This window comes from Massilia sp. 05N420, from assembly GCF_056397205.1.
The window spans coordinates 13272-27177 of sequence record NZ_JBFTMX010000010.1; the positions used below are offsets into that span (position 1 = coordinate 13272).

Sequence of the window (13906 nt, forward strand, 5' to 3'; positions counted from 1 at the left end):
GGTTTATATCGTTTAGCTGGTTACCCTTTGGATGAAAACCAGATGACGTTCCGCCCCCAGTCTGGGCACCTGCAGGGGTTCCACTTTCGTCACCTTCCATTCGGCCGGCAGCCTCTGCCGCTCGTCCTCCGGCGCCACCCCTTTCAGGGCAATGTATCTGCCCTGCTCCGCCAGCAGGTGCGCAGACCACTCGACGAAATCCGAGAGGTCGGCAAAAGCACGCGAGGTGATGACGTCGAATTTGTCGCTCACCTCCAGCTCCTGCACCTTCATGGTGTACACGCTGACGTTGGCCAGGCCCAGCTGCGCCTTCACCTGGGTGAGGAAGGCGGTTTTCTTGTGCACGGTGTCGATCATCGACACTTTCATGTCCGGACGGACCACCGCCAGCACGATCCCGGGCAAGCCGCCGCCCGCGCCGACGTCCAGCACGTTTTTCGCACCGGCGAAGGCGGGCACCGCGGCCAGGGAATCGAGCAGGTGGTGGGTCACCATCTGCATCGGATCGCGCAGCGAAGTCAGGTTATAGACGGAATTCCACTTGAACATCAGGGCCAGGTAGTCCAGCAGCTGTTCCTGCTGGGCCGGGCTGACCTCGAGCTGCATCTCGGCGGTGCCGTCGCGCAGTACCTGAGCAAGAGCATTGCGGTCGAAATTCTTCATTCGGCAAGCTCCTGCTGCGGCGCCTCGCCGCTGCCTTCCGCTGGTGCATTGGTAAAGCCCTTGGCGCCCCGTTTTTTCAGGTGCACCAGCAGCAGGGAAATCGCCGCCGGGGTCACGCCGGAGATGCGCGACGCCTGGCCCAGGGTTTCCGGACGCTGTTTATCGAGCTTCTGGCGCACCTCGATCGACAGTGCCGTGATCTCCAGGTAGTTCAGGTTTTCCGGCAGTTTCAGGTTCTCGTAGTAGTCGTGGCGCTCCACTTCCCGCGCCTGGCGGTTGATGTAGCCCGAATACTTCAGCTGGATCTCGATCTGTTCCTTCACCGCCGGATCCTCGACGCCGGGGCCGGCCAGGGCCTGGCCCTCGTTGCCCTGCAGGGTCATCAGCTTGTCGTACTCGACGCCGGGACGGCGCAGCAGGTCGGCCAGGTTGTACTCGCGTTCGATGGCCTGGCCGATCACGCGTTCGGATTCGACGGCCGCCAGGATGCGCGGGTTGACCCAGGTCGAGCGCAGGCGTTCCAGTTCCAGGGCCACTGCTTCGCGCTTGCGCTCGAAAGCTTCCCATTGCGCATCGCCGACCACGCCCAGCTTGCGGCCGATTTCCGTCAGGCGCATGTCGGCATTGTCTTCGCGCAGCGACAGGCGGTACTCGGCACGGCTGGTGAACATGCGGTAAGGCTCGGCCACGCCCTGGGTGGTGAGGTCGTCGACCAGCACGCCGAGATAGGCTTCCGAGCGGCCCGGGGTCCAGGCTTCCTTGCCCTGGGTCTGGCGTGCCGCATTGATACCGGCAAGCATGCCTTGCGCCGCTGCTTCTTCGTAGCCGGTGGTGCCGTTGATCTGGCCGGCGAAGAACAGGCCGTTGATTGCCTTGGTTTCCAGCGACGCCTTCAGGCCGCGCGGGTCGAAGTAATCGTATTCGATCGCATAGCCGGGACGCAGGATGAAGGCGTTTTCCAGGCCGCGCATCGAGCGCACCAGGGCAAGCTGCACGTCGAAAGGCAGGCTGGTCGAGATCCCGTTCGGATAGAACTCGTTGGTCGTCAGCCCTTCCGGTTCGAGGAAGATCTGGTGCGATTCTTTCGAGGCGAAGCGGTGGATCTTGTCTTCGATCGACGGGCAGTAGCGCGGGCCGACGCCTTCGATCACCCCGGTGTACATCGGGCTGCGGTCCAGACCGTTACGGATGATCTCGTGGGTTTGTGCATTCGTGTGCGTGACCCAGCACGGCACCTGCTTCGGGTGCATGGCGACATTGCCCATGTACGAGAACACCGGCACCGGATCGAGGTCGCCCGGCTGCTCGCTCATGGCGGAAAAGTCGATGCTGCGACCGTCGATGCGCGGCGGCGTGCCGGTCTTCAGGCGGCCCTGCGGCAGCTTCAGCTCTTTCAGCCTGCTCGAAAGGGACACCGCCGCCGGATCGCCGGCGCGGCCGGCCGTGTAATTCTGCAGGCCGACGTGGATCTTCCCGTCGAGGAAAGTACCGGCCGTGAGCACCACGGCGCGGGCGCGGAACTGCAGGCCGATCTGGGTGACGGCGCCGATCACACGGTCGCCTTCGACCATCAGGTCGTCCACGGACTGCTGGAACAGCCACAGGTTCGGCTGGTTTTCCAGGCGCGAGCGGATCGCGGCCTTGTAGAGCACACGGTCGGCCTGGGCGCGGGTGGCGCGCACGGCCGGGCCCTTGGACGAGTTCAGGATGCGGAACTGGATGCCGGCCTCGTCGGTGGCGATTGCCATCGCGCCGCCCATGGCGTCCACTTCCTTGACCAGGTGGCCCTTGCCGATACCGCCGATCGACGGGTTGCAGGACATCGCACCGAGGGTCTCGATGTTGTGAGTAAGCAATAGGGTCTTTTGCCCCATGCGTGCAGACGCGAGCGCCGCTTCGGTGCCGGCATGGCCGCCGCCAACGACGATCACGTCGAATTCTGTCGGAAATAACATGATGGAATGTGCTGCGAGGAGAGTTAAGCTGGGATTATAGATTCTTTTTTCCGTGCAGCTTCAAGTCGGTCCCGAAAACCACAGAATTTTGTTTCACGTGAAACCTTTTTGGAGGAAGGCGGATGAGGCCACAGTTGCTCGCCGCTCACGGAATGTTCGCCGCCCTCCCCGCCATCGCGGCCGGTAAGGTGCCCAGGTCAGGGCCCTGCCGGTCCAGGTGCGCACGCTGGTCGGTACACGCTGCCGGCTCGCGGCCTGCACTAGCGGCGCTACCTAATGGATCGTCAACAGCCACCCGCCGTATGCGCCGCTGCCCGTCGCCACCGATGCCAACGTCTGCGACAAGGCAAGCTGGTGTCCGAACAAAAAGGCCATGGACCCGGCGATTGCTGGTGCATGGCCGGGTGGACCTGGGATGGCAAGGCCTTCGCCTAGAGCGCCGCCTGGGATACCGGCAGGCGCCGGCTGATCGCGCCCGGCGGCGCCGGGCTGTTGCCCACTCTCCTTATAACCGTCACACCGATATGATGAGGCCGCACTGTTTCACGTGAAACATTACCAGCCGAGGTGGCGGAAGGTATCGAAGGCTGTCTTTACAATCAGCAAGGACACGACGACCAGGAAGAGCTTGCGCACGAAACCGCTGCCGTGCTTCAGCGCAAGCCGGGTACCGACCAGCGAGCCGCCGATCTGGCACACCGCCATCACCGCCGCCAGTTTCCAGATCAGGTGGCCGCTGTAGCCGAACCAGATCAGGGCCGAAACATTGCAGGCCACGTTGACGATCTTCGCCGCCGCCGAGGCGCCGAGGAAATCGAAGCCGAAGAACCGCACGAACAGGAAGATCAGGAAGCTGCCGGTCCCTGGACCGAAGAAGCCGTCATAAAAGCCGATCGCGGCGCCGACCCCGACCGCCAGCAGGCGCTCCGTCATGCCGCTGTGGACCGGCGCATGGACCGAACCGAAGTCCTTTTTCTTGAAGGTGTAGACGGCCACCGCCAGCAGGATCAGCGGCAGCAGGCTGCGCACGAAGTCGCCCGGCACGCGGGTCACGGTCCAGGCGCCGACGAAGGCCAGGGCGAAGGCGGCGACGGCTGCCGGCGCCGCCGTGCTCCAGGCCACCTGCACCCGGCGCGCATATTTCACCGCCGCGACCGTGGTGCCGCACATCGATGCCAGCTTGTTCGTTCCCAGCAGGGTCGCCGGCACTTCCTTCGGAAACACGGCGAAGATCGCCGGGATCTGGATCAATCCTCCCCCTCCCACCACAGCATCGACTAGACCGGCAAGAAAGGCCGCGCAGGCCAGGGTGACGAGATCAAACATGGGAACAAATGCATAGAGGGAAATCGCCATTGTACGGTAATGAAAGAGGCCAGCTGGTGTAAGCTTGAGCAAACGCAAAACCAACAAGGAGACGCCGTCGATGAGTATCGCCATCCCCGCATTCAGCTTCAGCACCGTGTCCAGCATCGTGTCCGAAGCCGGCGCCTCGCTCAGGCTCGGACAGCTCGTCGCCGAACGTTTCCCGGGCCTGCGTCGGGTGCTGATCGTCACCGATCCCGGCTTCCTGCGCACCGGCCTGGTCGAGCCGCCGCGCGCCAGCCTGGAACGCCAGGGCATGCAAGTGATGGTTTATTCGGACGTGCTCGCCGATCCGCCGGAAGCCGTGGTCGAGGCCGCGGCCCGCTTCGCGCGCAGGCAGGGAACGGAACTGGTGATCGGCCTGGGCGGCGGCAGCTCGATGGACGTCGCCAAGCTGGTCGCGGTGCTGGCCGGCAGCGAACAGCCGCTGGCCGAGATGTACGGCATCGGCAAGGTCGCCGGCAAGCGCCTGCCGCTGGTGCAGGTGCCGACCACCGCCGGCACCGGTTCGGAAGTCACCAACATCGCCATCGTCACCACCGGCGAGACCACCAAGATGGGCGTGGTCGCTCCCCAGCTCTACGCCGACCTGGCGCTGCTGGATGCGAGCCTGACGGTCGGCCTGCCGCCGGTGGTCACCGCCGCCACCGGCATCGACGCCATRGTGCACGCGATCGAAGCCTATACCAGCCGCCACAAGAAGAATCCGCTGTCGGACATGCTGGCGCGCCAGGCGCTGTCCCTGCTGTCGGCAAACATCGTCAAAGCCTGCGAGAACGGCCACGACCTCGACGCCCGCCAGGCCATGCTGCTGGGCGCCTGCCTGGCCGGCCAGGCCTTTTCCAACGCCCCGGTGGCCGCCGTCCATGCGCTGGCTTACCCGATCGGCGGCATCTTCCACGTTGCCCACGGACTGTCGAACTCGCTCGTGCTGCCGCACGTGCTGCGTTTCAATCTGCCGGTGGCCAGCGGGCACTATGCGGAACTGGCCGGCATCGTCGTGCCCCACGCCAGCGGCAGCGAAGAGGCGCGCGCCCAGGCCTTGATTGTTGCGATGCAGCAGATCGCCAAGATCACGGGGGTCGAGACGACGCTGCAGCAGGTCGGCATTATGGAACGCGACCTGGATCGTTTGGCTGACGATGCGATGCTGCAGACCAGGTTGCTGGGGAACAATCCGAGGGAGCTGACGCGCGAGGATGCGCGGGCGATTTACGCGGCGGCGCTCTAACTGTCGTTCCCGGCATTGCCGGAAACGACTTCCCGGCATTGCCGGGAACGACGAGCTAAACGGTACTCCTTTTCGCCCCAAGAAAATCCAGCAGCAAGGCATTCACCCGCTCATGCGCCGTCAGCTGCAGCCAGTGGTCGGCATCGCGGATCCGTTCGAAGCGGAATTCGCCATCCACGTAATGCGCCGAATCGCGCATCTGCTTTTCGCCCAGCGCCGGGTCGCGGTCGCTCCAGATGCCCATCACCGGCACTTTGACGCGTGGATAGGACTGCGGCAGCGCCAGCTTGAGGTTGGCGCGGTAATAGTTCAGCGCCGCAGTCAGCCGTCCCGGCGGACCGAGATCGCGCTTCCAGAAATCGGCCTGGCCCGGCTCGCTGGTGAACTGGCGCAGCGCGAACCAGTCGGCCGCGCGCAGCGTAGCTTCGGCAATGCCCGGCATGCAGAACAGCGGGATATAGGCCATCCGCAACTGCTGCAGGATGCCGGCGTGGGCGATCGCCTTCGGATGGCCGGTCGACAGGACCACCAGGCGCTCGACGCGCTGCGGCACCATGGACGCCAGCTGCCAGCCGAGGATGCCGCCCCAGTCGTGGCCGACGATGCTCACCTTGTCGATCTTCAGCGCATCCAGCAGACCCAGTATGTCGGCCCGGATCTTGTCGAGGGTGTAGTCGAGCACGTGGGGCGGCGCATCCGTGCGGCCGTAGCCGCGCAGGTCGGGCGCCAGCACGCGGAAACCGGCCTGGGCCAGCACCGGTATCTGCTTGCGCCAGACGATGTGGGTATCGGGAAAACCGTGCAGGAGGAGGACCACCGGCCCCTGCCCGGTCGTGGTGGCGTGCATGTGGATGCCGTTCGCATCCAGCATCAGGGATTCGTCGATCACAGCCCCTCCTGTGTGTTAGGCCGCCCTGCTCCCGCGCTTGGCGGCATTGAAAGCCGCCGCGATCTCGCCGACGATGCCGCGCCGGAACAGCAGCACGCAGGCAACAAAGATCAGCCCGGTAACGATGCCGACCGATTCGCCGAGTGACGCAAACCATTCTACATGGGTCGCTTCGGCGAGGAAGTTCCCTACGTCGCCGAGCTTGTTTTCGAGGGCGACAACCAGGAAGGCGCCCAGCACCGGCCCGGCCAGCGTGCCCATGCCGCCTACCAGGGTCATCAGGATGACGAGGCCGGACATGGTCCAGTGCACGTCGGTGAGGGTCTCGAAGCCCAGCACCACGGTCTTGGTGGCCCCTGCGAGGCCCGCCAGGGCGCTCGAGAGCACGAAGGCCAGCAGCTTGACCTTGTCCACGTCGTAGCCCAGGGAAATGGCGCGTGGCTCGTTTTCCTTGACCGCCTTCAGCACCTGGCCGAAAGGCGAATGGATGATGCGCACGATCAGCGCGAAACCGGCCACGAACAGCGCCAGCACCACGTAGTACATGGTCAAATCGTTGCCGAGGTCGAGCAGGCCCAGCAGCTTGCCGCGTGGCACGCCCTGCAGGCCATCCTCGCCGTGCGTGAAGGGCGCGCGCAAGGCGCCGAAGTACACCATCTGGGCCAGCGCCAGGGTGATCATCGAGAAATAGATGCCCTGGCGCCGGATCGCCAGCAGACCCATCACGAGGCCGATGGCGCCGGCCGCCAGCACGCCCAGCACGAGGCCGGCCTCGAAAGGCAGACCCAAGGCCGTCAGTGCATAGCCGGTCACGTAGCCGGCGCCGCCGAAGAAGGCGGCATGGCCGAAGGACAGCAGGCCCGTATAGCCGATCAGCAGGTTGAAGGCGCAGGCGAACAGGCCGAAGCACAGCAGCTTCATCAGGAACACCGGATAGCCGACGAAGGGCGCGGCCAGGGCGACCAGCAGGGCCAGGGTGTAGCCGAGTTTTCGATTCATATCACTTTTCCTTGCCGAACAAACCTGCCGGACGCAGCAGCAGCACGATCACCATCACGACGAACACCACCACCTCCGACGCTTCCGGGTAATAGACGCGGGTCAGGCCCTCGATCACGCCCAGGCCCAGGCCGGTGACGATGGAACCGAGGATCGAGCCCATGCCGCCGATCACGACCACGGCGAACACGACGATGATGAGGTTGGAGCCCATCAGCGGCGTGACGTTGATGACGGGCGCCGCCAGTACCCCGGCAAAGCCCGCCAGGGCGACGCCGAAGCCATAGGTGAGGGTCACCATCAGCGGCACGTTGACGCCGAAGGCTTCGACCAGTTTCGGGTTCTCGGTACCGGCGCGCAGGTAGGCGCCCAATCTCGTCTTTTCGATCACGAACCAGGTCGCCAGGCAGACCGTCAGCGAGGCCGCGACCACCCAGGCGCGGTAGTTCGGCAGGATCATGAAGCCGAGGTCGGTGGCGCCGGACAGGGCCTCCGGCACGTCGAGGGTCTGGCCGGAAACGCCGTAGAAGGAGCGGAACACGCCTTCCAGCAGCAGGGTGATGCCGAAGGTCAGCAGCAGGCCGTACAGATGGTCCAGCTTGTACAGCCAGCGCAGCATCGACTTCTCGACCAGGATGCCGAACACCCCGACCAGCAGCGGCGCCAGCACCAGCATCACCCAGTAGTTCAGGCCGAAGGAAGTGACGCCGATGAAGGCGGCAAAGGCGCCCATCATGTATAGCGCGCCATGCGAGAAATTGATGACGTTGAGCAGGCCGAAGATGACGGCCAGGCCCAGCGACAGCATCGCATAGAAAGAGCCGTTGACCAGGCCCAGCAGGAGCTGGCTCAGCATGGCTTGCAGGGGGACGCCGAAGATTTCCATATGAGTTCAGGCTAAGTGAGCATGTCATACCCGCGAACATCTGCCCGTCATCCCCGCGAAGGCGGGGATCCAGGCGTCCATGGTCGCTACGAACTTGGTTTCCCGCCTGCGCGGGAAGTCGGTTCCGGCAATGCCGGGAGCGACAGTCAGCTGATTACTTCCACGCCGCGCACTTCGATTCCGCCTTGGTCGTGTAAGCCTGCGAACCCGGAATGGTCGCCACAACCTTGTAGTAGTCCCAGGCCCCCTTCGATTCCTTCGGTGTTTTGACCTGCATCAGGTACATGTCGTAGACCATGCGGCCGTCCGGGCGGATTTCGCCGTTCTTGGCGAACATGTCGTTGATCTTGGTCTTTTTCAGGTGGGCCATGACCTTGTCGGCGTCGTCGCTGCCGACCGCCTTCACTGCGTTCAGGTAGTTCGTCGTGGCCGAGTAGTCGGCCGCCTGCAGCATCGAGGGCTGCTTCTTCATCTTGGCGAAGTAGCGCTTCGACCAGGCGCGGGTGGTGTCGTTCTGGTCCCAGTACCAGCCGTCGGTCAGGTACAGGCCCTGGGTCGTGTTCAGGCCGAGGGTGTGGATATCGTTGATGAACACCAGCAGGCCGGCCACCTTCATCTTCTTGGTCAGGCCGAATTCGTTGGCGGCCTTGACGGAGTTGATGAAGTCGCCGCCAGCATTCGCCAGGCCCAGCACCTGGGCCTTGGAGGACTGGGCCTGCAGCAGGAAGGACGAGAAGTCGGAGGCGCCCAGCGGGTGCTTCACGCTGCCGAGCACGGTGCCGCCGTTGGCCTTGATGACCTCGGTGGTGTCCTTCTCCAGCGACTGGCCGAAGGCGTAGTCGGCGGTCAGGAAATACCAGGACTTGCCGCCCTGCTTGACCATGGTGGCGCCGGTGCCGCGCGCCAGCGCCACGGTGTCGTAGGCGTAGTGCACGGTGTAGGGCGAGCATTCCTCGTTGGTGAGCCTGGCCGAACCGGCGCCGATGGCGATGAAGACTTTTTTCTTTTCCGCGGCAACCTTGGCCATCGCCAGGCTGGCGCCCGAGTTGGTGCCGCCGATCAGCATGTCGACGCCCTGCTGGTCGAACCATTCCCTCGCCTTGCTGGCGGCGATGTCCGCCTTGTTCTGGTGGTCGGCGACGATGAACTGGATCTTCTTGCCGTTGATGGCGCCGCCCATGTCGGCGATCGCCATGCGCACCGCTTCGGCGCCGCCGTTGCCGTCGATGTCCGAGTAGACACCGGACAGGTCGGTGATCATGCCGATCTTGATGGTGTCGCCCGAGACCTGGGCCTGGGCGGGAATGGACAAAAAGGCGGCCGCGGCGGTGGCGGCGATGGCGGTGGCAATGGCGGTGCGTTTCATGGGTCGTCTCCGTTAATGAAAGTTGTTATTCAAACGCCTAGCAATTCGGTGAGTTCGGGCATGCTGGCCTGCAGCTCGGCCGCGTGGATGGTCTTGACGATCTGGCCGTGCTCCATCACGTAGAAGCGGTCGGCCAGCGGCGCCGCGAAGCGAAAGTTCTGTTCCACCATCACGATCGTGTAGCCCTTGGCTTTCAGGGTCGTGATCATGCGGGCCAGGGCCTGCACGATGACGGGCGCCAGGCCTTCCGAGATCTCGTCCAGCAGCAGCAGCCGCGCGCCGGTGCGCAGGATGCGCGCCACCGCCAGCATCTGCTGCTCGCCGCCGGACAGCCGCGTGCCCTGGCTGTTTCGGCGCTCGTACAGGTTCGGGAACATCTCGTAGATCTCGTCCAGCGACATGCCGGCCGCCCTGCCCTTCGAGGCCGCCAGCACGGGCGGCAGCAGCAGGTTTTCCTCGGTCGACAGCGAGGAAAAGATGCCGCGCTCTTCCGGACAATAGCCGATGCCGAGGTGGGCGATCTTGTAGGTGGGAAGGTGGATGGCCTCGGTGCCGTGGATGCGGATCGAGCCGCGCCGCGTGCCGGTCAGGCCCATGATGGCGCGCAGGGTCGTCGTGCGTCCCGCGCCGTTGCGGCCGAGCAGGGTCACGACCTCGCCCTCGTCGACGGACAGGGAGACGTCGTGCAGGATGTGCGATTCGCCGTACCAGGCCTGCAAGCCCTGGATTTCCAGTGCCGCCGCCATCAGTGCGCTCCTTCGAGTGGCGCTTCGGTGCCCATGTAGGCTTCCATCACCTGTGGATTACGCGAGACTTCGGCATAGTTTCCCTCGGCCAAAATGGCGCCGCGCTGCAGCACCGAGATGCGGTCGCAGATGCCGGACACCACGTTCATATTGTGCTCGACCATCAGGATCGTGCGGCCGGCCGACACTTTTTTGATCAGTTCCGTCACCCGGTGCACGTCTTCGTGGCCCATGCCCTGGGTCGGTTCGTCGAGCAGCATCAGTTCCGGCTCCATGCCCAGGGTAGTGGCGATCTCGAGCGCGCGCTTGCGGCCGTAGGGCAGATCGGCGGTCAGCGTATCGGCAAAGCTGCCGAGGTCGACTTCCTCGAGCAGCGCCATCGCGCGCTGGTTCAGCTGGTCGAGGGAGCGTTCGCTGCGCCAGAAATGGAAACTCGTGCCCAGCGCGCGCTGCAGGCCGATGCGGACGTTTTCCAGCACCGTCAGGTGGGGAAAGACGGCCGAGATCTGGAAGGAACGGATGATGCCCATGCGGGCGATCTGGGCCGGTTTCGCGCCTGTGATGTCGCGCCCGTTGAACAGGATCCGGCCCGAGGATGGCACCAGGAACTTGGTCAGCAGGTTGAAACAGGTGGTCTTGCCGGCGCCGTTGGGGCCGATCAGCGCATGAATATGGCCGCGCTGCACCTGCAGGTCGACGCTGCTGACCGCCGTAAAACCCTTGAACTCCTTGGTCAGCTCGCGCGTCTCCAGAATGACGTCCGCCATCACTCCTCCATTGCCAAACTTACATATTTTCAGGATTCCCCAAGATACAACACATCGTTTGCCGCTGCGTCCGTGTCACGTACTGTACAAACGCAAACCCGTTGTGCATTTTTGCGCACCCTGCGCGGCGATCAGCTGGGCCGTCTTCTCGGCGATCATCAGGGTGGGCGAATTCGTGTTGCCGGAAGTGATGAAAGGCATGACGGAAGCGTCGACCACGCGCAGGCCGTGCACGCCCTTGACCCGCAATTCGCTGTCGACCACCGCCATCGGATCCTCGCGCCTGCCCATCTTGCAGGTGCCGACCGGGTGGAAGATCGTGGTGCCGATCAGGCTGGCAGCCTCGGCGAGTTCCTCTTCCGTGCGGTAGTGCGGACCCGGTTTGAATTCTTCCGGCCGGTACTTGGCCAGCGCCGGCGAGGCCACGATGCGCCGGGTCAGCGCCAGCGCCTGCGCCGCCACTTGCCGGTCTTCCGGCGTACTCAGGTAGTTCGGCGTGATTTTCGGCGGCGCGTAGCTGTCGTTCGAGGCGGCGCGTACGTGGCCGCGCGAGCTCGGGCGCAGGTTGCAGACGCTGGCGGTGAAGGCGGGAAAGCCGTGCAGCGGGTCGCCGAACTTGTCCAGCGACAGCGGCTGCACGTGGTATTGCAGATTCGGCGACACCTGGCTCGCGTCGGAACGGGCGAATGCGCCCAGCTGGGACGGCGCCATCGACATCGGTCCGCTCTGGAACAGCATGTATTCCAGGCCGATCTTCGCCTTGCCGAACCAGCTCGAGGCCGTCGTGTTCAGCGAGGGCGCGCCGGTGATGCGGTAGACCATGCGCAGCTGCAGATGGTCCTGCAGGTTTTCGCCGACGCCCGGGGAATCGACCAGCGGTTCGATGCCCTGCCTGGCCAGGCTGACGGCTGGGCCGATGCCGGACAGCTGCAGGATGTGCGGCGAGCCGATCGCGCCGGCGGCAAGCAAGGTTTCGCGGCGCGCGCTGGCGCTGAAGGCCCGTCCGCCGCCGGTAAATTGCACGCCGCGGCAGACCTTGCCCTGCTCGGTCGCTTCGATGAGCAGCTTTTCCACGTGGCAGCCGGTCATGATGGTCAGGTTCGGGCGCTGCGAAGCGGGTTTCAGGAAGGCCTTGGCCGTGTTCAGGCGGATGCCGCGGCGCTGGTTGACTTCGAAATAGGCACAGCCGGCGTTATCGCCGCCGTTGAAATCCGCAACTTTCGGAATGCCGTTCTGGGCGGCCGCCTCGCGGAAGGCATCCAGGATTTCCCAGGACAGGCGCTGGCGCTCGACCCGCCATTCGCCGCCGCTGCCGTGGATCTCGCTGGCGCCGCCGTGATGGTCTTCGCTCTGCCGGAACAGGGGAAGCACGTTTTCCCAGCGCCAGGACGGATCGCCGCTGACCTCGGCCCAGCGGTCGTAATCGCCGGCCTGGCCGCGCATATAGATCATGCCGTTGATCGAAGACGACCCGCCCAGCACCTTGCCGCGCGGGTAGATCAGCGAGCGCCCGGCCAGTCCGGGATCGGATTCGGTGCGGAACAGCCAGTCGGTGCGCGGATTGTCGATGCAGTAGAGATAGCCGACCGGAATGTGGATCCACAGGTAGTCGTCCTTGCCGCCTGCCTCGATCAGCAAGACCTCGACATCCGGCTTGCGGGTCAGGCGGTTGGCGAGCACGCAACCGGCGGTGCCGGCGCCCACGATGATGTAGTCGTATTCCCCTGCCGATTCCACGCTGCCCCCTCCATGTCACACGGTTGATGCTTCGCTTCATCAAGCTTACCAGATCGTCAAGCTGCGGCAACTGTGGATAAGCTTTTGTATATCCACAGGTACGGAATGTGCGAAAACCGCACTTTCCGCACAGCGGGATTTTTTATCCATATTTTCCACCAGGCACATACAAGGCAGGTCCACCGCCTTATGCGGCGCGTAAACGCCTGATCTTGTGGACAAAACCGGGGTTATCCACAGATGAGACCCCCCGTTAACTATTACCACTATTCTGTATACATACTTTTGGGGGTAAACCTGAGGACCCTTTTCAAAAGCCGGCCCTGGCCGAAAAAAAAATTTTCGACTTCGGCCAGGCCACAGCACGACGACTCACCCGGCTTCGACCGCAACGACTGGTAAATGATCCAGTCTTGCCGACCATTTCCTGGCTAAAAAAATTTCCGACTCCGGCAACGCCGCCTCAGCGTCCGAAAAAACCGGCTTCGACCATGCCCGCAAACACCGAAACCATCCGCTCTGTGGACAAACCCATGAATATCCACAGGAGCGAATGTGCGAAACCACCCGACTTGGCCACAACCGGTTTTTTGTCCAGTTTTGGTCCCCGCCGGAAACAAGCCTTGTTCAGCAGCTTCGATCACAGGTAAACCCTTGAGCATGTGGGGAAAATCGGCCTTATCCACAGATCCGGCAACGTTTACTATCACTACCAATTTATATATCTATTCAAGTTAACTAAAACAAAGAAGCGACTCTGCGTGGACAAGACGGAAAAATCGCGCTTCGCTGTCGCTGGCGACAGATGGCAAGGCCGCTACTCGGCAAACGCCCGATTGGTCTACAGGAAGAACGCGATGCGACGTCCATCGCAGGGAATGGCGAATCTGGACTGCAGACAAGGAAGAGCGAGCAGGAAAGATGACGAGACGACGCGAACGCCAGCGGATCAGGCAAACGCGGCCGCTGCACAGCCGTTTCTGCTGAAGCTTTTGCTGAACCACATGCAAAACTGGCAAGTTCAGCTGCCCAATCAGCTGCAAAACCACATCGTCTGTGGAAAAACGCCTGCATATCCACAGCGGCAAATGTGCAGAAGCCAGTTTTTTGCTGGCCAAAGCGTTTTTGTCCAAGATCGGTTCAAGCTGGATACAATGTTTTTCCAGCTCATCCGGCAGCACGTAAACCGTTGACGCTGTAGACAAATCTCCTCTTATCCACAGCAGAAGCGGCGTTTACTATCTACTACCAGTTTTTATATACATCTTGTTTTATTAAAACACTGGGCAGCAAAACCGCCGT

At 63.3% G+C, this 13906-nt stretch carries 12 protein-coding genes; 2 read left to right on the forward strand and 10 right to left on the reverse strand.

All coding sequences use genetic code 11. The features are described from left to right. Positions 1 to 12: 12 nt before the first annotated feature. The 3 genes from rsmG to AC1DIX_RS08040 form a co-directional block, all read right to left on the reverse strand. Positions 13 to 663, reverse strand: a complete 651-nt coding sequence (gene rsmG / locus AC1DIX_RS08030; protein WP_477323413.1) for a 16S rRNA (guanine(527)-N(7))-methyltransferase RsmG — start codon at positions 661 to 663, stop codon at positions 13 to 15. Further along, positions 660 to 2618, reverse strand: a complete 1959-nt coding sequence (gene mnmG, locus AC1DIX_RS08035; RefSeq protein ID WP_477323415.1) for a tRNA uridine-5-carboxymethylaminomethyl(34) synthesis enzyme MnmG — start codon at positions 2616 to 2618, stop codon at positions 660 to 662. Before mnmG ends, rsmG begins: the two co-directional genes overlap by 4 nt. A gap of 555 nt (positions 2619 to 3173) precedes the next feature. After that, positions 3174 to 3944: a sulfite exporter TauE/SafE family protein gene (locus AC1DIX_RS08040; RefSeq protein ID WP_477323417.1), complete on the reverse strand. Its 771-nt coding sequence runs from the start codon at positions 3942 to 3944 to the stop codon at positions 3174 to 3176. Between the two features lie 112 nt (positions 3945 to 4056). Between AC1DIX_RS08040 and AC1DIX_RS08045 the strand changes: the two genes are divergently transcribed. After that, positions 4057 to 5214, forward strand: a complete 1158-nt coding sequence (locus AC1DIX_RS08045; protein WP_477323555.1) for an iron-containing alcohol dehydrogenase — start codon at positions 4057 to 4059, stop codon at positions 5212 to 5214. Positions 5215 to 5269: 55 nt separating this feature from the next. Here the strand turns inward: AC1DIX_RS08045 and AC1DIX_RS08050 are convergent, their stop codons facing one another. The 7 genes from AC1DIX_RS08050 to AC1DIX_RS08080 all read right to left on the reverse strand — a co-directional run bounded on the left by AC1DIX_RS08050 (position 5270) and on the right by AC1DIX_RS08080 (position 12604). Next, positions 5270 to 6103 (reverse strand): alpha/beta fold hydrolase, encoded by an 834-nt coding sequence (locus AC1DIX_RS08050; protein ID WP_442123911.1) that lies wholly within the window; start codon positions 6101 to 6103, stop codon positions 5270 to 5272. Between the two features lie 15 nt (positions 6104 to 6118). Further along, positions 6119 to 7102, reverse strand: a complete 984-nt coding sequence (locus tag AC1DIX_RS08055; RefSeq protein ID WP_477323420.1) for a branched-chain amino acid ABC transporter permease — start codon at positions 7100 to 7102, stop codon at positions 6119 to 6121. A 1-nt stretch (position 7103) separates the two neighbouring features. Next, positions 7104 to 7988, reverse strand: coding sequence for a branched-chain amino acid ABC transporter permease (locus tag AC1DIX_RS08060; protein WP_442123913.1), 885 nt, complete (start codon positions 7986 to 7988; stop codon positions 7104 to 7106). A 154-nt stretch (positions 7989 to 8142) separates the two neighbouring features. Continuing rightward, positions 8143 to 9354 (reverse strand): ABC transporter substrate-binding protein, encoded by a 1212-nt coding sequence (locus tag AC1DIX_RS08065; RefSeq protein ID WP_477323422.1) that lies wholly within the window; start codon positions 9352 to 9354, stop codon positions 8143 to 8145. 29 nt (positions 9355 to 9383) lie between these two features. Next, positions 9384 to 10100: an ABC transporter ATP-binding protein gene (locus tag AC1DIX_RS08070; protein ID WP_442123915.1), complete on the reverse strand. Its 717-nt coding sequence runs from the start codon at positions 10098 to 10100 to the stop codon at positions 9384 to 9386. Then, a complete protein-coding gene (locus AC1DIX_RS08075) occupies positions 10100 to 10867 on the reverse strand; it encodes an ABC transporter ATP-binding protein (RefSeq protein ID WP_477253809.1) in 768 nt (255 codons plus the stop codon). The genes AC1DIX_RS08070 and AC1DIX_RS08075 overlap by 1 nt, the downstream gene beginning before the upstream one ends. A gap of 75 nt (positions 10868 to 10942) precedes the next feature. Next, complete coding sequence (locus AC1DIX_RS08080) at positions 10943 to 12604, reverse strand: GMC family oxidoreductase (protein ID WP_477253811.1); 1662 nt, start codon at positions 12602 to 12604, stop codon at positions 10943 to 10945. A 761-nt stretch (positions 12605 to 13365) separates the two neighbouring features. Between AC1DIX_RS08080 and AC1DIX_RS08085 the strand changes: the two genes are divergently transcribed. Beyond that, positions 13366 to 13797 carry a hypothetical protein gene (locus AC1DIX_RS08085; protein WP_477323425.1) on the forward strand — a complete coding sequence of 144 codons (432 nt, stop codon included), beginning with the start codon at positions 13366 to 13368 and terminating at the stop codon, positions 13795 to 13797. Positions 13798 to 13906: the final 109 nt, after the last annotated feature.

What these genes read in the sequence shown, in the direction of transcription:
- AC1DIX_RS08055 (WP_477323420.1), bottom strand. Translation starts at nt 7,102, where the DNA reads ATGAATCGAAAACTCGGCTACACCCTGGCCCTGCTGGTCGCCCTGGCC.
- AC1DIX_RS08060 (WP_442123913.1), bottom strand. Translation starts at nt 7,988, where the DNA reads ATGGAAATCTTCGGCGTCCCCCTGCAAGCCATGCTGAGCCAGCTCCTG.
- AC1DIX_RS08070 (WP_442123915.1), bottom strand. Translation starts at nt 10,100, where the DNA reads ATGGCGGCGGCACTGGAAATCCAGGGCTTGCAGGCCTGGTACGGCGAA.
- AC1DIX_RS08040 (WP_477323417.1), bottom strand. Translation starts at nt 3,944, where the DNA reads ATGTTTGATCTCGTCACCCTGGCCTGCGCGGCCTTTCTTGCCGGTCTA.
- AC1DIX_RS08065 (WP_477323422.1), bottom strand. Translation starts at nt 9,354, where the DNA reads ATGAAACGCACCGCCATTGCCACCGCCATCGCCGCCACCGCCGCGGCC.
- mnmG (WP_477323415.1), bottom strand. Translation starts at nt 2,618, where the DNA reads ATGTTATTTCCGACAGAATTCGACGTGATCGTCGTTGGCGGCGGCCAT.
- rsmG (WP_477323413.1), bottom strand. Translation starts at nt 663, where the DNA reads ATGAAGAATTTCGACCGCAATGCTCTTGCTCAGGTACTGCGCGACGGC.
- AC1DIX_RS08075 (WP_477253809.1), bottom strand. Translation starts at nt 10,867, where the DNA reads ATGGCGGACGTCATTCTGGAGACGCGCGAGCTGACCAAGGAGTTCAAG.